The sequence below is a fragment of the Streptomyces sp. NBC_01384 genome (genome assembly GCF_045040035.1).
In the GTDB taxonomy this organism is placed as follows: domain Bacteria; phylum Actinomycetota; class Actinomycetes; order Streptomycetales; family Streptomycetaceae; genus Streptomyces.
On the sequence record NZ_CP109559.1, the window covers coordinates 8,815,105 to 8,840,162 of the forward strand.

General features: G+C 66.9%; 14 protein-coding genes and 2 pseudogenes. 4 read left to right on the forward strand and 12 right to left on the reverse strand.

Features of this window, described 5'->3' with window-relative positions; translation table 11 throughout:
* Positions 1-256: 256 nt before the first annotated feature.
* Complete coding sequence (locus OG747_RS40525) at positions 257-5,668, reverse strand: sacsin N-terminal ATP-binding-like domain-containing protein (RefSeq protein ID WP_405884330.1); 5,412 nt, start codon at positions 5,666-5,668, stop codon at positions 257-259.
* Positions 5,669-5,892: 224 nt separating this feature from the next.
* Between OG747_RS40525 and OG747_RS40530 the strand changes: the two are divergent.
* Positions 5,893-6,185: pseudogene (locus OG747_RS40530) on the forward strand (transposase); the annotation flags it as partial.
* Between the two features lie 63 nt (positions 6,186-6,248).
* Here OG747_RS40530 and OG747_RS40535 read toward each other — a convergent pair.
* Complete coding sequence (locus OG747_RS40535; RefSeq protein ID WP_391033435.1) at positions 6,249-6,413, reverse strand: hypothetical protein; 165 nt, start codon at positions 6,411-6,413, stop codon at positions 6,249-6,251.
* Positions 6,414-6,978: 565 nt separating this feature from the next.
* On the opposite strand from OG747_RS40535, the gene OG747_RS40540 reads away from it, so the two are divergent.
* Positions 6,979-8,226, forward strand: coding sequence for an ATP-dependent nuclease (locus tag OG747_RS40540; protein ID WP_405884331.1), 1,248 nt, complete (start codon positions 6,979-6,981; stop codon positions 8,224-8,226).
* Between the two features lie 40 nt (positions 8,227-8,266).
* Here the strand turns inward: OG747_RS40540 and OG747_RS40545 are convergent.
* The 3 genes and pseudogenes from OG747_RS40545 to OG747_RS40555 form a co-directional block, all read right to left on the reverse strand.
* A pseudogene (locus OG747_RS40545) lies at positions 8,267-9,163 on the reverse strand (IS3 family transposase); the annotation flags it as partial.
* Between the two features lie 30 nt (positions 9,164-9,193).
* Entirely contained in the window at positions 9,194-10,354 is a 1,161-nt protein-coding gene (locus tag OG747_RS40550; RefSeq protein WP_266637914.1) for an IS30 family transposase, read from the reverse strand.
* The gene (locus OG747_RS40555) at positions 10,273-10,677 is read right to left on the reverse strand and encodes a transposase (RefSeq protein WP_405884332.1); all 405 of its coding nucleotides are present in this window, start codon (positions 10,675-10,677) and stop codon (positions 10,273-10,275) included. The genes OG747_RS40550 and OG747_RS40555 overlap by 82 nt, the downstream gene beginning before the upstream one ends.
* A gap of 101 nt (positions 10,678-10,778) precedes the next feature.
* On the opposite strand from OG747_RS40555, the gene OG747_RS40560 reads away from it, so the two are divergent.
* Positions 10,779-11,114, forward strand: coding sequence for a hypothetical protein (locus tag OG747_RS40560; RefSeq protein WP_405884333.1), 336 nt, complete (start codon positions 10,779-10,781; stop codon positions 11,112-11,114).
* Positions 11,101-12,135 carry a UvrD-helicase domain-containing protein gene (locus tag OG747_RS40565; RefSeq protein ID WP_405884334.1) on the forward strand — a complete coding sequence of 345 codons (1,035 nt, stop codon included), beginning with the start codon at positions 11,101-11,103 and terminating at the stop codon, positions 12,133-12,135. Before OG747_RS40560 ends, OG747_RS40565 begins: the two co-directional genes overlap by 14 nt.
* Before the next feature lie 391 nt (positions 12,136-12,526).
* Here OG747_RS40565 and OG747_RS40570 read toward each other — a convergent pair whose 3' ends face one another.
* The 7 genes from OG747_RS40570 to brxD form a co-directional block, all read right to left on the reverse strand.
* On the reverse strand, positions 12,527-13,444 hold the full coding sequence (locus OG747_RS40570) for an IS3 family transposase (protein WP_328512882.1): 918 nt from the start codon (positions 13,442-13,444) through the stop codon (positions 12,527-12,529).
* A complete protein-coding gene (locus tag OG747_RS40575) occupies positions 13,441-13,749 on the reverse strand; it encodes a transposase (protein WP_328512883.1) in 309 nt (102 codons plus the stop codon). Before OG747_RS40575 ends, OG747_RS40570 begins: the two co-directional genes overlap by 4 nt.
* A gap of 170 nt (positions 13,750-13,919) precedes the next feature.
* Positions 13,920-16,541 carry an RNaseH domain-containing protein gene (locus OG747_RS40580; protein ID WP_405884335.1) on the reverse strand — a complete coding sequence of 874 codons (2,622 nt, stop codon included), beginning with the start codon at positions 16,539-16,541 and terminating at the stop codon, positions 13,920-13,922.
* Positions 16,541-19,819 (reverse strand): hypothetical protein, encoded by a 3,279-nt coding sequence (locus OG747_RS40585; protein ID WP_405885965.1) that lies wholly within the window; start codon positions 19,817-19,819, stop codon positions 16,541-16,543. The genes OG747_RS40580 and OG747_RS40585 overlap by 1 nt, the downstream gene beginning before the upstream one ends.
* A gap of 26 nt (positions 19,820-19,845) precedes the next feature.
* Positions 19,846-21,024 (reverse strand): hypothetical protein, encoded by a 1,179-nt coding sequence (locus tag OG747_RS40590; RefSeq protein WP_405884336.1) that lies wholly within the window; start codon positions 21,022-21,024, stop codon positions 19,846-19,848.
* 454 nt (positions 21,025-21,478) lie between these two features.
* Positions 21,479-23,635 carry a DEAD/DEAH box helicase gene (locus OG747_RS40595; protein ID WP_405884337.1) on the reverse strand — a complete coding sequence of 719 codons (2,157 nt, stop codon included), beginning with the start codon at positions 23,633-23,635 and terminating at the stop codon, positions 21,479-21,481.
* A gap of 68 nt (positions 23,636-23,703) precedes the next feature.
* Positions 23,704-25,056: a BREX system ATP-binding protein BrxD gene (gene brxD / locus OG747_RS40600; RefSeq protein WP_326818695.1), complete on the reverse strand. Its 1,353-nt coding sequence runs from the start codon at positions 25,054-25,056 to the stop codon at positions 23,704-23,706.
* Between the last annotated feature and the right edge of the window lie 2 nt (positions 25,057-25,058).

The window sequence follows — 25,058 nt, forward strand, 5'->3', positions numbered from 1 at the left end:
GCCTCGGTGGTTCCGGTTCCGGCGCGGCTTACTTCTCCTCATCCGATCGTCGCCGCGCTCAGAGACATGGAGGAGCGGCTCGTGATGCCTAGGCCCGTGATCCGCCGATTGCTGATGATCACCGCACGCGTCGAGTTCCCCACCACCCGACCATGATCAACCATCCAGGCCCGACGTCTCACCGCCAACCGTGCACGAGCTCGTTGAACTTGACGTTCAACCCCGACTCATCTCGCGCTGGAGTTGAACGTCAAGGTCACAGCAGGTACGAGAAGCGCAGTGCCCCGCCCTCCTCGCGGTAGCGGCCCCGGCCGCGCTTTCCGTAGGGGTTGGGGAGCATCTGGATGGCCATCTTGTCAGGGGTGAGGGCGTGTGTGACCACCAGGAGGCGCCAGCGGTCGTTGCCCGCGTGCTGGCGGGCCGCGCGGACCTCGCTTTCTCCCAGCTCGAAGCGGCCGCCTTCGCCCCCGGTCGCCTTCACCTCGTACAGGTAAGGCCGGCTGCCGGAGCCGACCCGGAAGTCGAAGCCGAGGCCGTCGTCGCCGGACGGGCCGGGGAAGGCTTTGCGGCGGTTGCCCGACACCCAGCCGGTCTCGTCCATGCGGTCCAGGTAGCACGCACACAGCCACTGGTACGCGTACCACTCGCCCACGTAGCCGATGGCCTCCCGCTGGGCCGTGGTCAGCCCGCTGTCCGTGCCGCCCCCGTACCGCCGCCCGCGCGTGTGACTGCTGGCCTGGGTGCGCCCGGTCTGAGGACGGGGGTCCGTGAAGCGGAGCGGCCCGGCGGCGGTGATGCCCGGCGCCGAGCCGCTCTGCAGTACCCGGTCGAGTTCGCGGGTGAGGGCGGTGAAGTCGCCTGAGTGCACGTCGAAGTCGCGGCCGCCGACGGAGATCGACCGCCGTTTGCGCTCCCGTTCGCGGCGCTCGTGTTCCGCCGCGTTGCGCACCCGGTCCAGGTCGCCCTCGGACAGCCCGTGCCGTTCGGGATCTGTCGCCATCGCCATCCCGTCGGGCCACTGGCCGAGGACCGCAAGCCAGCCGACGACGTCGGTGGGGGACAGGGGTCGGAAGTCCAGCGCGCCCGCGGCTTCCAGCCGCGCGGTGACCTCCTCGGCGGGCTCGACTCCGGTCAGGGCCGTGGGCAACGGGTGTCCGGCAGCCCTGACCAGGACCGCGAGGTCGGCGGCCAGGCCGGTGATCGTACGGAGGTTCACGCCGCGTACCTGGTCACGGGCGGGCAGGCGTTCGCCCGACCGGGGCAACGGCACCGCACGGCCCAGGCGCAGCGCCAGCTGCTCCTCCACGTGCGCCTCCAGGCTCCCCGTGTCGGCCGTGTCCACGGTGTACGTCCATGCCTCCGGCGCGGTGATCCAGTCCAGGGCCCGGACCGAGGGCCAGTCGGGCATCGGACGGCGCGCGTCAAAGCCCTCCAGCACCGCCCAGCGCAGCCGGTTGACGAGCTCCTTCTTGCGCAGGTCCAGGTAGGTGCGGAGCGCCTCCTCGTGCTCGTCGGCGTGGCTGATCGGTTCCAGGGGCGGGTTCATCGCGCGCAGGGTGTCGTTCAGCTCGGCGAATCCGATGCCCAGGTCGCGCCGCAGTTCGTCCGTACCGCGGGCCGCGCGGGCCCTGGCGATGAACTCGGATACGGGGACCGGGAGCTCGGCGGCGTACTCCTCGAGATGAGCCTGGAACTCCCGGGTGTCGCCCGGCGGCGGCAGGAACAGAGAGTTCGCGGCCTCCGTGCCGAGCAGGTGGACGAGGAAAGGCCGGCAGCGCTCTAGGACCACGCCGATGGCCCCGTCGATCCGGCGACTCGTCTCCTCGACCTGGTGGACCGTGACTTCCAGAGCGTCGGCGAGCTCCTCCTGGCCCGGGTCGCGCAGGTCAGCGTGGCGGGAGGCGAGCTGGTGGGCGGCGAGGCGCAGCCGGTCGCCGAACTCCCGCCGTCCCAGCAGCTCGGCGACCGCCACGACGATGCGGGTGGTCTCGTGCCAGCCCGGCTCGCCTGCCGGGGCGAGGACGAGCGGATGCTTCGGATCGGGCAGCGGCAGCACTCCGCCGAGGCGGCCCGGCAACGTCACGGGCCGGCCGTCGAGCTCGATGTCCCAGGAGCGGTAGCGGTGCAGACATACGCGCCGGACCAGGGACGTCAGCTCGCTCAGCTCGGCCTCGCTCGCCCGGGGACCGCGCGCCAGGTGGTCGCAGAGGACGCCCACGGCCAGCGTGAGCCAGGGCAGCTGCTGGACCAGTGGCTCTCCCATGGCCGCGGGGTTAACCCGTGCGCCGTCCACGGTCACCGTGAACATCAGGTCGTCGGTGTGCCGGACGGTGGCGGGGTGTTCGGCCGCCAGCAGCTCGGCGGCCTCCGCCGAGACACCGGGAAGGGTGAGCAGGGGGCGCGCCATCTCCCGTATAAGCAGGGCCGTCAGGCCGTCGCGTTCACCGCTGACGTATAGCACGGTCCCGGCATCACCATCGCTCTCCCCGCCGTCCAGGGCGGACAGCGGAACGCTGATCAGCCGGTCCTCGGACTCAGCGAGGAGACTGGCGCCCTCAGGCAGTGCGGGACGGGGCAGCCGTACGAGGTGCCTCCACGCGCGTTCGTTGGCGCGCTGCGCGGCGGGCCGGTCCTCGGCACCCAGCGTGCCCTCCGCGGCGAGCCGTCCCAGCGCGGCGATGAGGCGGTCGCTGTCCCGGGGGTCGTCCCAGGTCGGCAGCCGCATCTCCCGCAGGCGGTCGCTCGCCTTGCCGCGCTCCAGGAGGTGGCGCAGCCGATGGTCGACGGTCGGCGCGTACGAGGGCTCCTCCTCCAGCCCGGGCGGGCAGTGCCAGGCGTCGGCCGGCCGGACGAACCGGACGGCCCGGTCGCGGCCCCGCACTGGGAGCCACGGCTGCTCTCGGACGAAGGCGCCGAGCGGGGTCGTGACCCGTTCTGTGTCCGGGGAGTTCTGGCTGCCGGCACTGGTCCAGACACTGGCGAACCTCTCGTCATTCCAGCTGGCCAGGCCGTGCAGGACAAGCCGTGCGTACGCCAGCCGGGCCTCCTGGCTGAGGCGTCCGACGACGTCCTGGCCGGGGAGCTGCCAGGCGGGGGTTCCCCGGTACGGTGTCCGGGGGTAGTGGACACCGGGCCAGTGGACGTAGGGCGCCCACTGCTCCTGCACCTCGGCAGACACCTTCGCCATGCGGACCAGCTGCCGATCGCTGAGCTCCCGGCCTTGGTCCACCCGGCTCAAGGCGTCGGAGGACCTGACTGGGAGCAGCCCGTCGGCCACCCCGGCCTCCCGCAGGAACGCCCGCCACTCCGCAGCGGTGGTCTCGTCGCCCCGCTTGGCGAACTCCTCGGGCCCGGCGAGGAGGCGTCCGGCGATCGCCTTGAGGGTCTTCGACACGTCCTGCCCGCCGGCGACCACCGCCGCCAGGTCCTCACCGACGGACGCGCGGCCCCAGCCTCGGCCGAAGACGGCACCGCTCGCCCTGATCAGTCGGCCGTCCGCCGACGGTACGTACAGTCCAAGCGAGGAGATCTCCGTCCCGCTCAGCGAACGCTGCGGCTGCCACAGCCGGAAGACGAACCGCAGAGTCTGGAGCCGCAGCCGGAGATCGGTGCTCGCGCTGAGCGCCTGCCGCACGTGGTCCAGCAGGCCCCTCGTGTCGTACGGCCGGACGAGCCCCTCCTGCTCGAGGAAGGCGCGGGCGGCCCGCCCGCGCGTACGCTCGCCGCGGTCCTTCCAGACCAGCCCCGGGTGCAGGGAGAACAACCGCTTGCCGAGCAGGGCGGGGACGGACGGGGCCTCGGTCTGGTTCGCCTCCGTACGCACCGGCTGGAAGAACGCCTCGCGGCGGGCACCCTGACCGCTCACCTTGCCCTGTGTACGTGTACTTGTGCCCGTCCCCGCTCTGCCGAGGGGACGGTTGGTGTGCCGCAGTGTGCAGTCCTCCGCGAGCAGCAACTGCCTGCCGTGCAGGACGTGCCCGTCGTCCTCGAAGAGGGCGGCCAGGTCCTCGTACAGCGCGCTCCACTGCTCTGAGGACTCACCGGACCGGGGGAGGCCCCCGACGATCCGTTCCACGTACTCGGCGAGGATCTCCGGGCCCGGCTCCCATGGGCACGCGAGGGCCTTGCACAGGGTGGCCAGCCGTTTCAGCCGGTCGCCGCCGATCTCGGGGTCCGCCACCACGATCCCGGCCTCGTACGCACGGTGTGCCGTGAGGACGGCCAGGTCGAGGTCTGGCCACAGGACCGCGCCCCGGGGCGGGGCCCAGCCCGCCTCCGGCGGGGCGCCGTCTGCGGCGAGAACGGGCACGAGTGGTACGTCGGCGAGTTCGCTCCCGTGCACGCGCAGAGCGGCCGCGCGCAGCCGCCCCGCAGAGCCCTTCTCACTCTCCCAGCTCACCAGGTCCACGGCGAGTTGCCCCATCGATGGCTCGGGCACGGTACGCAGTACCGCGGCGGCCGCCAGACAGGTCTCGGCGACCGCGTCGAGCAGCAGCACGTTGAGGGGGTTGTCGGAGGGAAGCCCGGTGCGGTCGAACTTGGTGAAGAACGGGGCGTTCACGTGCCCCGGGAACGGCGCGGCCTGGTCCTCGCCCATCGGCAGGAAGGTGTAGATCTGCCCACGTCGCGGTCGGCGCGGGGCGGGCAGCGGGAGCGCGACCTCGACGACGGCGGACCGCTTCCACTCCTGCCACGTGTCGTCGAGGAGCCCGGAACCCACGGCCTCGGCGAGCGTGCTGTTCAGCCGTTCCTTCTCCACGGTGCCCCGGGCTACGAGAAAGGTGCCGGACGGCCCCAGGTCCACGGTCGCGCAGGAGACGGGGAATCCGTGCCCGGCGCCGTCCGGCTCCACAACGAAGCGCTCCTCGGAGCGGGTCAGCTCGTACCGCTCGTGCGCCTCTTGGCGGTCGCCCGACTCGCCATCGGCAGCCCGCCGTTCCAGCGTCAGGCCAGCGAGCCGGTCGAGGAACAGCATCACGGGTACCTTCGCCCCGGCGAGCTCGCGCATCCGTAGCCGGACCTCGGCCCGTGCGGCCTCGCTCAGCAAGGGCAGCCGGACGATGGTTACGTACCCCTGGGCGGCGAGCTGCCGACAGGTCGCGGGCACGTCGTCCAGCGGCAGGGGCGCCTGGAGCGGCGGATACTTGGCGGCCGCCTCGTGGGCGTTGTCCTCACCGGCGAGGAACTCCTCCACGTCGACCTTCTGCGCGAAGCGGAAGCAGTACCCGTCCAATTCCGGGCTGAGCGGGCTGTCGGGGTCTGCGCTGTAGATCTCGGGTGCCTCGCTGATCAGCAAGATGCTGCGGAACCCGACGCCCTTGTTTCCGATGCCCTCACCGACCTCCTTCGAGCTCTGCGCGAGCTCGCAGACCCGCTCGACGTCACGCCAGGTGAAGGGCGTCCCGCCGTTGGCGACGTACAACGTCCCCCACTCGCCCTCCGCCTCGTCCAGCAGGACATGGACCCGTCCGTCGCGGCGGTCCCTCGGATGCGCGTCGTAGCCGTTCTGCAGCAACTCGAAGAGCGAGCGGCCGGCGTACTCCCGCGCGCTCGTGTACGACACGGCGTTCACCTGCCGTGCCATGCGCAGGACTTGCTCCGACCGGGCCCCCTCCAGCACGGACCGGCCGTACTCCCGCAGCTGCTCGGCCCGGGCGTTCCTCGCCATGGTTCTCCCCTCACCTCAGCGTGACGAGGACGGTATCCCGCCGCACTGACATCGGGGGGCGCGAGGACCACCGTGTAGAGCGCTGCTCGGAGCTGAGCTTGACGTTGTGGCCCACCGTCGAACGGGCTCGAATTTGTTCAGGGTTTCCCCTGTTCACGGCATGTCCGTGAGGCCGGGGCGTGATCCTGCGAGGAGAGGTCGGCGTGGCGCGTGGAGGTCAGATCGTGGAACGGGTTGAGCACGGGGTTCAACGGGACGCGTTCGCAGCGGTGACGGCATTCCGGACCGAGTTGTACTCCTGCCTGCTTTCGCGCGGTGATGCCCTGTTCGAGCTGTGCGACGCGTTGCTGTGCAAGGACGGTCCGGTCCGCACGCTCGTGGACCTGGCCCTCGCCCTCGAGCACCGGCGTGGACACGTGCCCTCTACTCCGGGCTGAACCAGGGCCGGATCGATGTCGCTCGGCTACGTCGGGCTCTGGTCGGGGTGCCGTTGCCCCGGGCAGCCGACGGCCGCCTGCCACACCTTCGGGCCTAGTTAGCCACGGAGAGCACGTCTGCTGGCCTACCTGGGTGTGCCGGTTCAGCTTCGCCGTGCCGCGTCCGCTTTCCGCACCATCTTCGCCGCGTGGTCAGCCGAGTCGGCCAAGTTCCGGAGTGCGCGCGAGACCCGGCTGAGAAACTCCACAACGTGGTCGGCGAGGGTGTCCTGCTTGGTGCTGGTGCGGAAGGTGGTGCTCTGGGCCACGGTCGGCTCCTCGGGTAAGGGGTGCTGGGTGTGCTGCGCCCACTGTGGCACTGGGGACTGACATGTCGGGCGGCAACGCGACACCTCGCACCCGAACCGGGCAGGGGGCTCTGGCGCCAGGTGACGCAGCGGGGGCGGTCAGCGGTGGCCGATGGATCACGAGCGGATCCCGTTCCAGCGGAGCGGCCACCACGGTTGGCTCCCCGCGCAACCAGCCGACCACAACTGGCCTGCGCCTCGGAATCGGTAGCCCGGCACACAACGAAGCGCCTCTACCGATATTTGCAGGCGCTTATTGTTACCGGTGCGTCAATTTTGTCAGCTACGGCTACTGCGGTCACCCATCAGCTAAATGGCGACGGAGAAGATCCACACCGGAGTGGCGATCCATAAATAGAGAACTTGTTCGATTAAGGCGCCTTCTTCCTGGAGCTAGCGTGACGCCTGCTATGCTCCCGTGCCACTTGTTCGAGAGGGTGTAGTGGGGCCTCGTGGGGAGCTTGGTGCCACTGACCTAATTCAGCACTGGTCTTCGTGCAAAGGAAGTTTCGTACCAGGGGGGTACATGCTTTCCAAGATCGTCATTCGCAACTACCGAATATTCCGGGACTTTACTCTCGACTTCGACCCCAAGATGAACATCTTGGTGGGGGACAACGATGCGGGTAAGTCGACGATTCTGGATGCTATCGAGCTCGGCCTGACCGGTAAGCTGCGCGGACGCCCGCTTTACCAGGACCTGTCACCATATCTGTTCCACCAAGATGCCGTTGCTGAGTGGATCGCAGCGTTGGAGGTCGGGCGCCCGGTTGCGCCTCCTGAAATCATCATCGACCTCTTCCTGGAAACGTCCTCCGAGACGGCTGGCCTCAAGGGGACTAACAACCTCCTGAAGGTAGATGAACCTGGCGTCCGTATCCGAGTCGCTTTGAACTCGGACTACGAGGCGGAGTACAAGGAGTTCATCAAGCGGCCTGACAAGGTCCGACTGATCCCCACTGAGTACTACAAGGTTGAATGGCTTTCATTTGACGGGAACGGGGTCACGTTCCGCAGCATCCCGGCTACCGCTTCCTTGATCGATGCTGCCACCATCCACCTGCAAAGCGGTGTCGACTACTACATGCGACACATCCTGAATGACTATCTGGACGCAGACGAGCGCGTGAAACTGGCGCGGGCGTACCGGAGTCTTCGAGAGACCTTCGCAGAAGATGCTTCGATCGTAAAGATCAATGGGGACCTGCGAGGCGCCCCGAACGACGTCAGTGACCGCCAGCTGACGCTGAACATCGACGTCTCGCAGAAGTCGAGCTGGGAAAGTGGCATCGTGCCGCACCTGGACGATCTTCCCTACCAGTTCGTCGGCAAGGGCGAGCAGAGCACACTCAAAATCCTGTTGGCCCTCAATAAGAAGGTCGATGACGCGCATATTGTGCTCGTCGAAGAGCCGGAGAACCACCTCTCGTTCCCGAACCTGGGCAAGCTGATCCACAAGATCAGCGATAAGTGCAAGGACCGTCAGGTCTTCATTACCACGCACAGCTCCTTCGTGCTGAACAAGCTCGGACTGGAGAAGCTCGTCCTGTTGTCCTCCTCCGCAGGCGTCCGCCTTGATCGCCTTCCGGCCGGCACGCAGGAGTACTTCCGGAAGCTTTCGGGATACGACACCCTCCGTCTAGTACTAGCGAAGCGGTCGATCCTCGTCGAGGGCCCGTCGGATGAACTGGTCATCCAGCGAGCCCACATGGACACGCATGGCGGCAAGCTTCCAGCTGAGAGTGGCATCGACGTCATCAACGTCCGCGGGTGAGGGGCCACGCGTTTTCCGGACAGGCTTCTGGCCGTTCATTTCACGCGGCGATTCGCAACTTTGCGTACTCGGCGTGGACTTCGTGCGGAGGGCGGTAACCCACCGCCGAGTGGAGGCGTTTGCGATTGTACCAGAATTCGATGTAGCGAGTGATGTCCTGTCGGGCGGCCTCGCGGGTCAGGTAAGTCACCCTGGATACACGCTCGTTCTTCAGGGCGCCGAAAAATGATTCGGCCATGGCGTTGTCGAAGCAGATCCCGGTGCGGCCGGAAGACCTGCGGAGACCGAACCGGTCGAGCGTCTTCCCGAACTCGGCTGACATGTAGTTACTTCCGCGATCGGAGTGAAATATCGCACCGGCCGAGAGCTGCCTGTTCCGTGCCGCGTTGCGGATTGCCCTGGATATCAGTGGGGTTTGATAGTGGTCGTCCATCGCGTAACCGATGACTTCCTTCGTGCAGCAGTCGATGACCGTCGCGAGGTACAACCAGCCTTCCCCGGTCGCGATATAGGTAATGTCGCCGACGAGCTTTTCGCCGGGCGCATCCGCGGTGAAGTCGCGGCCGACGAGGTCCGGCACCTGGCCGGCCGCAGCCTGAGTGAGGTTGAACCTCTTCGGCCGTGGCAGGCAGGGCACCAGACCCAGTTCGCGCATGAGGCGGCGGACCAGTTCCACGCCCGCGGCGACGCCCCAGCGGTGCAGCTGGGCCTGGATGCGCCGGTGCCCGTAGGTGCTGTCGGACATGTCGAAGGCTTTCTCGATGAGCAATTTGAGTTCTTCGCGCCGCTGAGCTGTCGCGGATTCCGGGCGGGATCTCCAGTCGTAGTAGCCGGATCTGGAGACGCCGAGGCGGGCGCACATGAACTCGACGCTGTATGCGTACTTCTCGGTGCCGAGCCGCATCTCATCGATGAACTCGTACTTGCTTGCTACCGGGGATCCTTCGCGAAGTACGCTGCGGCGGAGTCAACCGGTTGATGCAACAGCTGCCGCGAGCCTATCAGCGGGAGTTTCGAACCCGAGGGTCTGCCGGGGGCGGGTGTTCAGCTTGAGGGCGACGGCATCCAACTCGGCCTGGGAGTATCCGGACAGGTCGGTTCCCTTGGGAAAGTACTGGCGGAGGAGTCCATTGGTGTTCTCATTCGATCCCCGCTGCCAGGGGCTTTTCGGATCGGCGAAGTAGACCTTGACGTCGGTGGCCATCGTGAACCGCTTGTGGTCGGCCAGCTCAGTACCCCGGTCCCAGGTCAGTGAAGTCATCAACCCATCGGGCAGATAACGGACTTGATGACTCAGTGCGGAGATCACACTGGTGGTGTCCTTGCCTGCGACCCGGACGAGCATGACGTAGCGGGAGTGCCGTTCGACCAGTGTCGCGATATGACTGTTCTTCGCACCGGTGATCAGGTCGCCTTCCCAGTGGCCGGGAACAGCCCGGTCCTCGGCCTCGGCCGGACGCTCGCGGATGGAGACCGCGTCACGGATGCAGCCGCGCTGCTGACCTGCGGTGGAGGCGTTCTTCGAGCGGCGCATCGTGCGTCGGCGGCGCAGATGGGAGACGAGCTCCTTCTTCAGTACGCCTCGAGCCTGGATGAACAGGCTCTTGTAGATCGTCTCGTGAGACACATACATACCGTCCTTGGGCGCGAACGTGCGGGCGAGCCAGCCTGCGATCTGACGCGGCGACCAGTCCTCCTTCAGTTTGCCCGCGACCGTGTCCCGCAGGGCCGGACTCTGTTGCAGCAGACAGGACTTCGGGCGCCGGGCATTGCCCCAGGCCCCCTCGTCCGCGCGAGCAGCCCGGTACTTCTCACGCCCGCCGTGACGCCCCACCTCGCGGCTGATCGTGGACGGCGCCCGCCCCACCCGGCCCGCGATCGCCCGGAAGGAGTCGCCGGCGGCCAGACCCCGGGAGATCTCCTCCCGCTCCGCCAGCGACAGCACTCCGGCCGATCGGGTCCTGACCGCCGGGACGAAACCGCCGTTCGCCGCGACCACTCCGTGGATTGACCCGGGCACCTTGCCCAGCGCACGCCCGATCTCGCTCAGCGACTGCCCGTCACGCCATCGCCGCCACACTTCACGCTTCTGCTCGTCCGACAACCCCGGACGCCCGATCCTCGCCACCCAGCAACACCTCCAGTAGCCGTTCTACCTGGGATGTTGCACCGACCCATTGACCTCACCGCGGCTTTTTTCAGGAAGGTAACTTCCATCTCCAGCTCGCGGTTGCGGCGCTCGAGTTCCTTCAGGCGCGCCCGCTCGTTCACCGTCAGTTCCGCATCGGGGGCCGGTTCCTGCTGCTTCTGGTACTTCTTCACCCAGCCGCGTAGCGTCTCCGAGTTCAGCTCAAGCTCCCGGGCGACTTCGGAGATCGTCTTGCTTGACCTCAATGCGATCTGGACGGCTTCCTCACGGAACTCCGGCGAGTACTTACTGGGTGGCGCCACTTCTTCCTCGTTTCCTTGTTCAGGACAAACCCTATTGGACCCCTGTCCGGAAACTTCGTGGCCCCTCAGGGCTCTCCTTCAAGCGGTTCCTTGATATCGCGATGCTGCTGCCGCAGAACATCGTCGCCGTTGTTACGGACAACGATGGGAACGACGCCCGGGATGTGCAGCAGCGGTACAGCCGGTATACCGCTCAACCCAACATCAGTGTCCACGTCGGCGAGGACGCGACGTACAAGACCCTGGAGCCGCAGCTATTCAAGGTGAACGGCCTCACTGATCTGAACGCCGTCCTCGGACAGAGCCATAGGACTGACACCGCCCTGCTCGACTACATGAGCAAGCACAAGACTGACTGCGCGCTGGCCATCTTCGAGAGCGACCAGACCGTCACGATGCCGTCGTACATCACGGAGGCCATCGATGCGGTCTCCTAACAACCAGGCCATCATCGCGGCGGCCGGCTCGCACAAGACCCAGCACATTATCGACCGGGTCCTCGGTGACCCGACGAAGCGGGTCCTTGTGACGACCTACACCAATGAGAACCTCAGCCAGATCGTGAACAGGCTGAGCGAAGGCACCGGCATCCTGCCGGGTCACGTCACGGTCATGGGCTGGTTCACCTTCCTGATGAACCAGTGCGCTCGCCCCTACCAGAGTTGCGTTCTGGGCGAGACCGGCCTGATGGGTGGCCTTAACTTCCTGGGGCAGCGAGCCCGGTTCACCCGCAAGGACAAGCCGAAGCAGTACTACCTCGATACCGCTGGCGCCGTGTACCGCAATGAGGTCGCGGCCTTGGCGCACGAGGCCAACGAGCGAAGTGGTGGCAGGGTCGTGGACCGCCTTACGGGGATGTACGACCACATCTACGTCGACGAAATCCAAGATATGGCAGGGTACGACCTCGATCTACTGGACGCTCTGATGAAGTCGCCTGTCGGTCTCACGATGGTGGGTGACCCCCGACAGGCGACGTTCGCGACCAATACCGCCGCGAGGAACAGTCGGTACCGGGGAAGCGCCATCGTCGACTGGTTCAACGAGCGCACGGACGTCTGCGTCATCGACAGCCGCGTGGAGAGTTTCCGCTGCAACCAGGCCATCTGCGACTTCGCAGACGACCTTTACCCGAAGCTGCCCCGCACCATCTCGAAGAACGCAGAACTGACAGGGCATGACGGCGTCTTCGACATCCGAGGGTCGGACGTGCCGGGGTACGTAGCGCAGTACTCGCCGGTCGTATTGCGGTGGGACCGGCGTACCAAGACGGGCAATCTTGAGGCGATAAACATGGGCGCCTCGAAGGGCAGCACCTACGACCGGGTGCTCATCTTCCCGACGAAGCCCATGATCACCTACTACAAGACCCGCGACTTCAACGTCCTCAATGAGCAGGCGAAGTTCTACGTCGCAGTGACACGGGCGAGGCATAGCGTGACCTTCGTGCTGCCGTGAATAGGCTGGGTCGATCAGATCTGATGCAGCTGACCTCGCCTGACGAGTACGGTCCCGCTATGAGATACCAGGTTGTAGAGGGTGTCCAGGCGGTTCCGTGACAGTCCGCGGCAGACCCATCATGTGGAGTGCGTCGCGATCTCTGAACCGGCAGCTAAAAGCTCCTGAACTGCGGTTTTGCTCGTGCGCATTATGTTCGGTGTGGGCGTTACGGGACATATCTTGACGCTGAGATGACGCTCATTTTAAGCTCGTTCTGATTGGGCGTCAGGTGTTTAGTTGTGCTGGCCAGGCGCACTATTGACTACATGAGTGTGGCCGGGCGTTGAGGGGCTCCTGACGCTAAGCGGTGTCGGTACTTGAGGTTCCCCCGTCATGCGGGAGCCGCTGATCAGCTGGTCGGCAGGGGGTGACGGGTGTTCAGATTCGTTGGTTCGGCCGTCGCCTGCTCGGCGTAGTACTTCTCCTCGAACTCGATCGGGCTGAGGAAGCCGAGGCGTTCCTGGATGCGGCGGGAGTTATAGAAGCCGTCGATGTACTCGAAGAGCGCGAGGTTCGCCTCGGCCCTTGTGGTGAAGGTGCGGCCACGGAGGCCCTCGGTTTTGATGAGCATCCAGAGGTTCTCCGCGAGGGCGTTGTCGTACGAGTCCCCGACGGAGCCCATGGACGCCTCGACTCCAGCTCGCAACAGCCGGGTTGTGAGCTTGATGGATGTGTACTGACAGCCGTGGTCGGCGTGGTGGATGAGCTTGCCGGGCTCGACCTCGCGGGACGCGAGCGCGTACTCCAGCGTGGTCAGGACCAGGTCGGCGTCCGCGCGGGCGGAGGTCTCCCACGCGACCACCCGGCGGGAGAAGGCGTCCCTGATCGCCGAGAGCCACAACGGTCCCTCGCCGGTGGAGATCATCGTGAGGTCGGTGACCCACAATCGGTTCGGTGCCGGTGCGGTGAAGTCCCGGTTGACCAGGTCCGGGGCGAGGGTGGCCTTGGGGTCGCGGCGCGTGAAGCCCTTCCGCCGCGGGCTGATTCCCGCGATGTCGGCCTCGCGCATCAGGCGCTCGACCCGCTTGCGGCCCACGTGGACGCCCTCGCGTTTGAGGACGGCGTGCACACGCGGCGAGCCGTAGTTCCCGCCGGAATCCGCGTGGATCTCCTTGATCCGCTCGGTCAGCTCGACGTCGCGGCGCCGCCGTTCGCACGGCTCCTTCTCCGCACGGCGCCAGCGATAGTAGGTGGTGGAGGCGATGTGCAGTTCCCGCAGGACGTACTCGACTCCCAGACGGGGATGCTCGTCAACGAGCGCCGTCACCTGGGCCGGGTCGGGTCGAGTTGTGCCGCGAAAAAAGCTGAGGCCGTCCGCAAGACGTCATTGGCCCGCTTGAGCTGGGCGTTCTCCTTGCGCAGGGTCGCGAGTTCGGCGCGTTCATCAGTGGTGAGACGGTCGTCGCGTTCGCCGGCGTCCGCCTCGGCCTGCCGGATCCAGCCGCGCAGGGCCTCGGGATGCACGCCGAGGTCGACGGCCAGCTTCTTGATCTGGGGCTTCGGCTCGGTGGTGCGGTACATCCGTACCGCACGCTCACGCAACTCGAGCGAGTATTTCCGGGGTGCAGCCATGGTCACAGGTCCTCTCATGAGCCCCATCTGACCAGCTGTCAACTTCCTCCGCATCTCGGGGGAACTTCAACTTACGAGAGTGCGGAACGTCAAGCAGGCTTCCGACTGCTGGTGGTGCACCACTGCATTGTCCAGCGGGAGTGAGCTCGGCTGGCCCTGTCCATGTATGGCTATGAAAGGTCATCTTCGTCATCTTGCGCCTCGCCGTCACCAGGATCGTGGCTGCGGAAGTCGGGATGGTCCTGGTCGGTCTTGTAGGCGAGATGGAGCGGGGCCGGACGTAGCGTGCGGTGATCCCACGCGACGGCCTGGTCGCATTGCCGGGCGATGAACGCGACGAGGTCGCCGGGGCGCCAGCTGCCTGGCGTGGGGACGGTGAGCTCGATGCGGCTGGTGGCGTGGAGGTCCTTGTTCATGGGGTTGTAGGTGAGGGTGCTGAAGTCGTCGCGGGTTCGCTTGTTGCCCTCGCGCAGCATGGGCGAGTTTCCGGCTTGCTGACGTGATTGTTGCGTGAGCATCCACACGGTCTCGTGGGGGTGATGCTTCTCGAAGATGAGAGTGCGCCGGTAGGTGGGGTTCATGGTGGTGAGGTTGTCGACACCGTCGCGGTAGACGGTTGCCGGCCGCGCTGCATGGTGTCCGAAGGCGATGCGTACGGTGGCGACGTCGATGCCGTCGTGAGCGAGACCGCGTCCGGGGTGCGGCGCGGTGCGGAAGGGATTGTCGTCGAGGGCCGGGTAGATGCTGCGGCTGCCTTCCTTGTCCAGGACGAGGACGACACGGTTGCTGCCCTCGGGCAGGACGAGGTTGTCGAGGGCGGTCTCGATGTGGTCTCGGACGGCCCGAGCACCGTCGCCGTTGCGCCCCCAGCGTTCGCTGCCGATCTCTGAGGAGTGGAAGAGGGCACGCCCCTCCGCGATGCGCAGCCATTGCCCGTTTTGGTACATCTCGGTGTACGGCGGGGTTTGAGCGTCGGGCGTGAAGTGCATCGCGACGAGGCAGGCGACGAGTTTGGGGCTGCGGTAGCCCTGGCCTCGTACTCGCTTGTAGACGTGTCGGCGCATGTGGATGCCGACCACGGTTACGGGCTCTGTCAGCGGCGCGTCCATGGACACCTCGGGCGTGGCGCAGATGGCACGAGAGAGACGGTCGTCGATGATGCCGGCGTCCTGGAAGATGTGGCGCAGGGCCGCGCTGGCGGGAAAGTCGGTGTCCTCTTCGCGAGGCGGGGCGTCGGTCTTGACGAGGAACTGGCTGACGATCCTGGTGGCTCCGAGTGCCTTGCGGGTGGCGGGCTTGCCGTCGTGGGGGACGGGCTTGCCGTCCCAGGTGGTCTCGCAGATGACGGCGATGAGTTGGTCGGGGTCGCTGACCTGGAGGGCGCTGTGGCTGCGGATGAGTGCTGCGCGGTCATGGCGGCCGTGCATGGTCAGCTCGGGGATCTTCCGGAATTCCAGTGTGATGGTGGGGGCGACGTCGACGATCTGCCCATCGAAAGCCGTTGCCCGGTCGGCCAGTGCGGCAGGTGTCGCAATCCCGTAGTCCGCCCGGAGTTGACGCAGGAGCCGGTGCGGGGTGCTGTCTGCGGAGTACACCGCCACCAGGCGCACTGACTTCCATCCGGCTGCCTCCACGGCCTGTGGCAGCTTGCCGCGGGGGATGGGGCCGCTGGTGATGCTCTTGCCCGGGATGGTGTGGCGGGAGGCGTCGTAGATGATCGGTTGGACGCCGAGGGCCTCGGCGATGTGGGTGGTCATACGCAGGGTGAAGTAGGCGCCGACGCCCTTGCCGACCAGGTGCTTGCCCTTGTTGCGGAAGACCGCACGGACACGGTCGAGAGCGCCGTCGGCGTTGACTGGCAACGTGACGGGTTTGAGGCCGCACGCCTGGACGATGGCCGCGGTGTGTCCGCGGAAAGTTGTCTTCCAGGTGAAGCGCCCGTCCTTGTCGGTGATCTTTTCGCCGTCGGGGCCGGTGTGGGGGAGATGGCGGACCGGGACGCGCAGCAGGGTGTCGAACTGGGGGTGCTTGAGCATGACGGTTTTGACGTTGCGCCAGTGGTCGGCGACGCGGGTGACGTGGCAGTCGAAGCGCAAGATGGGGTCGGGCAGGCCGCGTTGGGTTTCTCCGGTGACCGAGACGTAGGCCATCGCCCAGCCGGTGCGTTCGTTGGCTCGGCCCTGGTAGATGGTGCGGTAGTAGGGGTAGTCCCAGGCTACGAGTCGTTTGGCGTCGTGGGCGAGCGCCACTCGGAAGGACGTGGCTGGCTGGTCGGGGTGCTGCTGGTCGGTCATGGGGCGGGCTGCCAGTTGCTGGATGGCGGCCCAGCCTGCGGCGTCCTTCCACCACCAGGGCCCGGTGATGTAGCCGCCGTCGTCGCGCTGCAGGACGTCGGTGAGGGGGCGGCAGGCCGTGTTGCGGAAGTCGATGTGCTCGCTGAGGAGTTGGTGCTTGAGGTTGGGGAAGTGCAACTTCTGCCACGTGTCGAAGCAGCGCTTGGTGAGCTTGGCATCTAGAGGGCCGTCGGCGACGATCAGGCTCTGTGCCTCGTCGGGCCCGGTGCTGCGTCGCCGCGAGATCGTGAAGACGATCATGCGTCCGGTTGCGGTGCCCAGGGCCACGCGCAGGGCACCGTGCGGGGTGCGGAAGCCTTCGTCGGGGTCCCACTGGCGTTCGCAGACTTCCCACAAGTCCTCGAACTCGGGGGTGAGCGGGTAGAACCACACCTGTCCCATCAGTTCAGGGCTGAGGGGGAAGTCGGCGGTGTAGAGGCGGGTGGGGCCGGCGGCCATCAGTGGTTGGTCCTTTCGTCGGCGAAGTTGAAGATCGCGGTGAGGGTGTTTCCGTAGATGTTCTGCAGGAGTTCGAGCTGCCCGGTCTTGGCCCAGCCGTGGCGCAGTTCTCGGATGAGTCGCGGCAGGTCGCTGCCGCTTGCGGTGTTGTGGAAGGCGTGGTCGGCGAGGTAGAGGACGCCTTGGTCGCCGCCTCGCCGTACGCGGCCGCCGAGCTGGATGATGCCGATGAGCATTTCGGCGACGATCGACAGGCGCACCTGGTTGGGCAGGGACTGGAAGAAGTGGTGGCTGCGGAAGAGCTCTTCGTGGACTGCGCTGGAGGTGCGGGAGAGTTCGCGCAGCATTTCGGCGGGATCTTGCGAGCGGCTCAGGGCGCTGTAGGCGCGGCTGGAGATGAGCGCGAGGAGCTGGGCGGGTTCGTCCATCAGCGGGATCGGGCGGACAGCGAGGATGACTTCGCCGACCAGGGAGCGCCCGTTGTGGTCGACCATGTTCAGTCCGCGTTCGGCAATGGCGAGTGGTGCGATGAGGATCTTGGCACTGTTGTGGTGGGGGAAGCGTTCCAGAGCATCCGAGGGGATCTCATGCCAGGCGGGGCGTCGCCGGAAGTGCGCCGGTACGGCGCTCTCGCTCTCGACGCGGGCGGCGACGGCAATGCTGTCCGGGTCCGCGCCGGCGGAAATCATGCCTTCGGCGAGCTGTCCGGCGCCGACGTAGGAGGTGCAGGCGACGAGGATGCGGGCCCGGTGCGCGGTGCTCGCCCGGCTGCCCAGCTTCTTCAGATGCTGCACGATGTGGGACCACAGGGCGCGGCCCATCTGCTGGTGGGCCTGGTCCCGGTGGATGTCTGATGTACCGGAGATCCGGATGGGATTGTTGCGCTCGTCCACCAGGGGCAGCGACTTCAGTACCAGGGAGCCGGTGATGTCATCGGGCACGTACCAGGTCGGTGGAGTGATGAGGTGGTGCATGGTGCCGCCGGGCATGTGCGCAGTCGCCGAGAGTCCCAGCACAATGCGGCGTTGCCCGCACAGTGCCAGCGCGGTGGTGTCGCCGAGCTGGGCGGTGTAGGCGTGAGGATCGCCGGCAAAGGAGGTCAGGGCGAGTTCGGTGCGATGCTTGTCCTCGATGTCGTGGATGGCGGTGAAGCCGAAGACGGGTGCGCCCAGCGGACCGTACGGGGCGGCGTGCCATTGCTTGTTGTCGTCGAGCATCTCAGCCAGCTGGTTGGCCGCGGTGATACCGGATGCCTTCAGGGAAGTGCCGAAGCGGGTCACGTATTCGATTTGGGCTCGGATCTGCTCCAGGTAGGCCCGTCGCACCAGGAGGTCGACCAGGAGTTCACGGTCGTCATCGTCAAGTGCCGGGTCCAGCAGTGGGGTTGTGGCAGTGGCGATCCGTGCGTGCGCGCCGTCGAAGACGGGATCGGCGCCCTCGCGCAGGGCCGTGGTGTCGAGCAGTTCGCTGCGCAGCCGGGTCAGATGGTCCTGGCTGCTGTCATCGAGGCCGGGGATGGCCGGGACGGTCGCCTCCGTGAGCTGGGCTTCCTCGCTCGGGTTGAACAGCTTGCGGAAAGTATCGATCTGTTCGTGAGTGGGTGAGGAATCCTCCGGAGTGCGCCACAGACGCGCGGTGCACCAGGCATCCCAACGACGCGGGATGATCAATCGGCGGCGCGCGAGTTGCTGGCGGTTGCGTTCGTTGGGGCCGCGTTGGGCGATGCGTCCGTTGGCTGCGTTGCTCACGTAGCTCTCCGACAAGAATCGCGCCTGGGTGATCTTGGGGTGGATGTAGCGCTCGAGCTCGTACATCAATGCGCCGGCCCGGACGCTGAACTGGTCGTGAAGTTCTTGCAGGGCACTGGGCTGCCGGCTGCCGTAGCGCGCGAGGGTGACGTGATGGGCGCTCTTGGCGAACCCGGTGGCCTGGAAGGCGTCTGCCTCGTCGATGAGCAGGAGATGGGTGAGGCGCAGCAGTGCCTCCTCGACGCTCATGTGGTTGCGCAGCTTCCCCTCGGCCAGCACCGGGACATGGAGGCGGCCGGACATGAGGTTGATGTGGTTGGTGACGATAATGCTCGCGCTGTCGAGTGCCAGCTGGTGGCGGTGTTTGCCGCAGTGGGCGTACCAGGGGCAGCGGTGGCGACGGACCTCGCCGGTGTCCGCGTCGATACCTACGAAGTCCGAGCAGCGCTCGCGCCCGGGCTGCCACAGGTCGACGTCCTGGGTGTTGGTGGACCTCGCCTGCATGCCGCAGCCGTAGGCGAACTCGGAAAACGCCTGATCCGCCTCATCGAGCCGGCCCTCCTCCAGGTGACTGCGAGCGGCCTTCTCCGCCTCTGCCTGCATGCTGTTCGGTGAGATCAGCGGCACAACCACCGCGTCAGTGCGACCCAGCTCTTTGAGTTCCACGCGTAGTGCGTGGGTGAAGGCGAGCACGCTGTCATTGCGTGGCACCACGATCCCGGTCACATAGCCGTTCAGGACCCCCCATTCGGCCAACAACTTCGCCAGAACACTCTTGCCGGAGCCGGTGCACGCGCTGAGCACCCTGATGAGCCCGGCGTTGAGCACCAGGTCCTTTTCGGTGAGTAAGGAGCCGTCGGCGTGACGGATGTACTGGAAGAGCCGGTTCAGACTCTGACGTCGGTGACTTTGGCCGAAGGCTCGATCCAGCGATTCGGCAATCGACCGAAGGGCCTCGACCGGCACGGACAGCATGGGGCACTCGCGAGGCTTGCCGAAGTCCGGCAACGGCGTCTCGACGTGGGGCACATCGAGGACGTAGTGGGCCTGGATGACCCCGTTGCCTGGCCGACTCGGATCCGGGATCTGCGTGCCGATACGGAAGTGCCCCTCAAAGGCCAGCGGGCGGCTGCGCCCCTCGTCGAGCGAGGCGGCACGGTCATCCAGGACCTCCAGGATCTCATTCACCAGCGCGGCAAGCCGCTGGTGGACCGACTCAGTCACCAGGTAGAGCTCGTCATCCAGGAGAGCGAACCCCTCCGGAATCTCGGTCGAGTTGAACAGCTCCTCGACGGCGCGACGAAAGGCGCTCAGGATCGCCAGCCGCCCGGTGCGGTGCAGCAGGAGCCGGGTGACTCGCCGCGTGTCCTCAGACGACAGATCGGGATAGCCGTTCCACAAATGCGTGTGCCCGGAGACAAGGAAGTGCGCGTCCCGGATCGCAGTCGCGTGCCGGAAGGAGTTGTCACTGCGGTCGGGAAACAGTCGGGCGGCCAAGGCGAGCGCGGCCACAGTGCTCAAGCGCTGCACGCTCATCGTGGCAAAAGGGCGACCGTTCACTGCGCCTCCTTGAGAGCCTTGCCGACAAGGGTTTTGAACGCGCGGACGGTCCGGACCTCGTAACGCCCGGCCGGCAGGGACCGGCGCAGCTGCGCGACCTGCCAGGACCGGTAGTCGGGCACGACCACGTGCCGGGCTCGCGGCGGCCTGGCGACGATCTGGGACGGGGACCTGGTGTCCTTGAGGTCCACCTCGAAGGTGCTGCTGCCAGCCCGGACGCTGATGTCCCACCGGTCCTTGTGCGGCCACTTCGTGATCGCGTCGACGTCGATGCCGGCCTGCTCGGCCAGCCAGTCCATCAGTGACACCTCGGTGATGCCGGGAATCGTGATGTAGCGCCAGATGGCTTCGTGCAGACACACTGCCTCGGCTGAATGGGCTGCGATGGCCGGCAAGGGTCCGCGCACACGCGGCGCCCCGTCAATGTCGTGCTCCTGCGTGATGGTGAACTGTCCGACATGCTGCGGATACCGGCACGCCAGCAGAGAGCCGCGCACGTGCATCGGCCACCGGCATACCGGGCAGGGCACGTACCAGGCATCCTGTCCGGAGACGAACTGTCGATCAGGCGGTAGCGGTTCGTATGCCTCGGTGTGCAGGGCTCCGCGCTCGTGCAGTTCGTCGCTGACCTGCTCAACGGTGCCTGCTGGCACCTCGATCAGCATCTGCCGTGTGGCGACGTACTCGTTCTGTCCCGCGGACGAGAGAACCAGATAGACGGAGCGCTCGACCTTCTCAAAGGTCTGCTGAGCCCACCGTGGCACCCAGTCGATTCCTGCTTCGTGGTTCTCGAAGAGGGCCTCGCTGTAATCGGATCCGTACTCGATTGCCTCGCCGGTCAACAGGTCATCGTGGCCCAAGACGCTGAACGAGCCGAGCTCGCTCGGAACGAGATCCCATCGCAGCGGGACCCATGCCCGCATGGGGTGTCGCAAGGCGGCAATCAAATCTGAGGGCGTCGGGGGAGCTGCCGCAGGAGGGAGCAGGCTCAGGAATACTCCGTGCATCCGTGACACCTCGCGCCATGCGGCAGGCTCCTCGTGCCGGGTGGCAAAGGCGCGGGCCGCTCGCAAGGCAGTCGTGGTCAGATCACCGACGAGCTTTGTCGTCGGGGCCCCTGAACTCGCCCCCACCGTGGACGGTCGCTTCGCGGCCTGTGATGGTTCCTGCGTCATGGCAGATGATGATGAACCCACCCACTGACACCGGTTAAGGGCAAGAGTCATTTTCGGCCTAAAAGTCACCGGCTCCCATCATGCTGGAGCCCATTCCTGACCTGGTGTAATGGCCAAGGCGGCACGAAGGTGTGACCGGAAACGAACACGGTGGGAAACGAAAGCTGGCGCAAACCCAATACGGCCAGGGCTGCGTTGTCAGACCTCTCCGATAGTGGGGCTTAGCGTCCGTCTGCCGGAGCGCCGGCCTCGCCACACATAGACGACACGGCCGCAGAGCGGCCTGGATGACCGACCGGCACCGCTCCAAGAAGTCGGGACGAGGTGCCCGGGCACATCGATCGTGGCCTGATTGATTATCGACCGAGGCAGCGGGATACCTCGTGCACCGGGATGCCTTGGTCGAGGGCAGTAGAGGCTAAGAAGTGGAGCAATGTAGCCACTTACTCAGCCATCAACCGCCCCATTCGACCCGTACGGGCTCCTGGGCTGCGGCGAGGGCGCCGTCGAAGTCGGCGAGGCGTTCGGCGAGGGTGGCGGTGGCGATACGGGGAGGCAGGGCCACCGAGAACTTCAGGCCGCGTACGGCGCGAGGGTCGACCGTGGGCAGCGTGAGGGAGTCGGGGAGTTCGGCTCGTGCGGCTTTCCAGTCTGCGAGGGAGAGGTCCTGGCGGAGCCGGATGTGAGTGTCGGTGGGGCGCTGCACCGGGTCTGCGAGGTTGCCGAGGGAAGATGCGAGGGTGGCGTTGGCGCGGTAGCCGGTCCAGGTCCACCAGCGGGCGGCGTCTGCGTCTCGGACCAACAGGGTGCCCGCCGGGTGTACTTCGTGAGGTGCGCGGTCCATGCGGAGTTCGGCGAGGGTCGCTGTGGCGCGGCGGGTGAGCTTGACGTCGGGGTCGCTGCCGAGCAGAACATCGCGCATGGCACGGGTCAGTGCGTACGAGAGACCGCGGGCCTCGCTGCCCTGCCATTTGGCGACGCCACCGTCCTCGACCGGTTCGACGAAGGCGCGGCGCCGTGCCCAGTCGATGAAGGTGACTTGCCAGCTGCGGCCGGCCAGGAGCAGTCGCCGTGGACCAGGGCGCTCCTCAGTGAGGACGGACGGGTCCGTGGTGCCGATCTCGGTACGCCCGGCGAGCACGGTGAATTCAGGGGGTGCGGTGAAGGAGGCGGTCAGCTCCATGAAGTGACGTCGGCCGAAGTGCTTTTCGGCCTCGGGGCCGATGAACAGCATGCCGCCGTCGCTGTCGAGGAAGCCCTCGGAGACCAGGTGTGACAGGAGCGGAGAGGCGGAGCGGTCGAAGGGTGCGAGGCCGTTCCATTGCTCGGGCCAGAGTCGGTCGCCGATGCGATGTTCCTGCAGGGTGACAGCGAGGAGTTGTTGTGCGACGAGATGGCGGGGAGAGGGTGGAGGGGTGACGGGTTCCACCCACCCGCGGGCCCAGAGGGAGAGCAGGCCGGCTGCTTGGAGCAGCATGTCGGGGCGGGTGGCGAGAAACAGGCAGTTGCGGGATGTGCCGGCGCGGCGTCCGGTGCGGCCGATTCGCTGCAGGAAGGAGGCCACGCTGCCGGGGGAGTCGATCTGGATGACGCGGTCGAGGTCGCCGACGTCGATGCCGAGCTCCAGGGTGGAGGTGGAGACGATGACGCAGTCGCGTGCTTCCGCGAACGCCTGCTCGGAACGGGCGCGTTCGTCGGTGGAGAGCGAGGCATGAGAGAGGAACACGGTGACGTCGCGGGCGCGGAGTGCGGCGCCGAGTTCCTCCACCTGTTTGCGGGAGTCGCAGAAGACGAGCCGCTTCTCGCCCTGGTGCAGAGCGGAGATCACCTTGGCTGCGTTGGCGAGAGAGCCGACGTAGTCGAGCTCCACATCCCCTGCGGGGCGCGGGAGTTCGGTGGCGCTCGCGGTGTCGGTGGTTGCGGGCAGGGTGACGCCGGGTGCGACGACTCGGCCGGGCCGGTCGGCGGGGCTTGCGCCCTGGAGCCAGGTGAGGAGCGTGTCGGGATTGCCGACGGTGGCTGAGAGGCCGACGCGCTGGATGCGATGGCCGGCCAGCCGCTCCAGGCGTTCCAGTACGGCGAGCAGGTGCCAGCCGCGGTCGTCCCCTGCGAAGGCGTGCACCTCGTCGACGACGACAGCCCGTACCCCTCCCAACATGTGGGCGTGGTCGGTCTTGACGCTGATCAGCATCGCCTCGAGTGACTCGGGCGTGGTGAGCAGGAAGTCGGGGGAGTCGGTGCGGATGCGGCGGCGTACGGACTCGGGGGTGTCGCCATGCCAGAGGGCGGCTCGGCGTCCCAGCCACTGGGCGTAGCTGTCGACCCGGTGCACCAGGTTGTTCAGGAGCGCTTTGAGCGGGGCGAGGTAGAGCACGGAGGTGCCGGTCCAACGCTTCTCCCGCATGGCGGAGAGCAGGGGGAACGTGGCGGCTTCGGTTTTCCCGCCAGCGGTCGGCGCGAGCAGGATCGCGTCTTCGCCATCCATCAGCGGGCCTACGGCAGCCTTCTGCAGGGGGCGCAAATCGGGCCAGCCAAGAGTGTTGACGATGTGGTGCAGGACCACCGGGTCGAGGCGGTCCACCGGGTCGGTACCGCTGGGCTGCTCCTGCACGTCGGTGACTCCTGCGATGGTCGTCAGAGTTCGGGACTCCGGAGGATGGGGCTTCGGCGAGTCGGCCCTCAAAGGTCCAGGTCGAGATCGTCCGCCGAGGCGGCCGGTGCCGGCGCGGCGAAGTTCCGCTCGGTGGCGGTGAGGTCACCGCTTGCCACGGTCAGCTTGTAGTGCGTGCGCGGGTCGAAGTCGTCGAACTGGTCGATCCGGTCGAGTACGTCCCCAACCAGCTTCTTCAGGTACAGCCGCGGTGCGACTCCGACCTTCCCACCGAGGGCCCCGCCCACAGCTCGAGCCAGGTCGGTGAGGTACGCGTCATCGGCGAGCTGCTTGATGCGATCGGGGGACTGGGATCCTTCGGCATACAGGTCACGGATGGTGGAGCCGAGCCCGACCAGCGATTCCTCGGTGAATCCTGGTAGGCGGATCTGGACGGCCCGGGGGTTGTCGAAGCGCGGGTCGGTGGTGAAGTCCGTGGCGAGCCGCTGGGCGAGCGGGGCCAGACGCTGGACGCCTTGCTGCCCGTCGTAGAAGGCGGGGGTGCCAGTGATGACGAGATACAGGCCGGGGAAACGGCCGGAGTGGACCTCGTCGATGAGCTGGCGCAGGGCGTTGAGTGCCTTGTCGCGGGCGTCGGAGCGGACCCTTTGCAAGGTTTCCACCTCGTCCAGGACGAGGATGAGTCCCGCGTGTCCGGCGTCCCGGAGCACGGTGAGCAGGCCCTGCAGGAAACCGAAGGCGCCGAAGTGGTCGAGGTCGCCGCGCACACCTGCGCTGCGCCGGGCGGCTGCTGCGACGTGCGGTTGGCCGCCGAGCCAAGCCATCACCGCGGCGGCAGTGGCCTCGTCGCCGGCGTCCAGGGACTGCTTGTATCCGCGCAGAGCGGTGGCGAAAGCGGGTGCATGCCGGGACACCTCGGCCAGACGGGCGGTGAGCAGCCGGTCCACCGCCTGCGCCAGCTCCTCCTCGCCCGAGCCGTCCGCGAGGGCGTCCTCTTCCAGCGCGTAGAACCAGGCATCGGCGACCGGACGCAGGGCGCTGGGTGGGAAGCTCGCGGTGCTCAGGCGTTCGGTGAGTCGCCGGTAGACGGTCTCGAGCTTGTGCAGGGGTGTTTCGGTCTCCGACACCTGTACTTCGGCCACAGCAAAGGTGCGCCGCTTGGCGCGCTCGCCGAGCCAGCGGGTGAAGAAGGTCTTGCCGGAGCCGTACTCACCGCGTACGGCCTTGAAAACCGAGCCGCCGGCGGCGACGGTGTCCAGTTCCTCGTCGATGGCTTGCTCGAACCGGCCGAGTCCGGTGGCGAGCAGGTCGAGTCCGCTCTCGGGGACGGCTCCGCGCCGCAGCGCGTCCACCACGGCGCGTCGGCGTACGGCCCCGATAGGGGCGGCGGCACCGGAGGCTGAAGATCCAAACCCGTTCACCC

Coding starts and splice junctions, on each gene's coding strand:
- OG747_RS40525 (WP_405884330.1), bottom strand. CDS start 5,668: ATGGCGAGGAACGCCCGGGCCGAGCAGCTGCGGGAGTACGGCCGGTCC.
- OG747_RS40540 (WP_405884331.1), top strand. CDS start 6,979: ATGCTTTCCAAGATCGTCATTCGCAACTACCGAATATTCCGGGACTTT.
- OG747_RS40560 (WP_405884333.1), top strand. CDS start 10,779: ATGCTGCTGCCGCAGAACATCGTCGCCGTTGTTACGGACAACGATGGG.
- OG747_RS40565 (WP_405884334.1), top strand. CDS start 11,101: ATGCGGTCTCCTAACAACCAGGCCATCATCGCGGCGGCCGGCTCGCAC.
- OG747_RS40575 (WP_328512883.1), bottom strand. CDS start 13,749: ATGGCTGCACCCCGGAAATACTCGCTCGAGTTGCGTGAGCGTGCGGTA.
- OG747_RS40580 (WP_405884335.1), bottom strand. CDS start 16,541: ATGGCCGCCGGCCCCACCCGCCTCTACACCGCCGACTTCCCCCTCAGC.
- OG747_RS40590 (WP_405884336.1), bottom strand. CDS start 21,024: ATGACGCAGGAACCATCACAGGCCGCGAAGCGACCGTCCACGGTGGGG.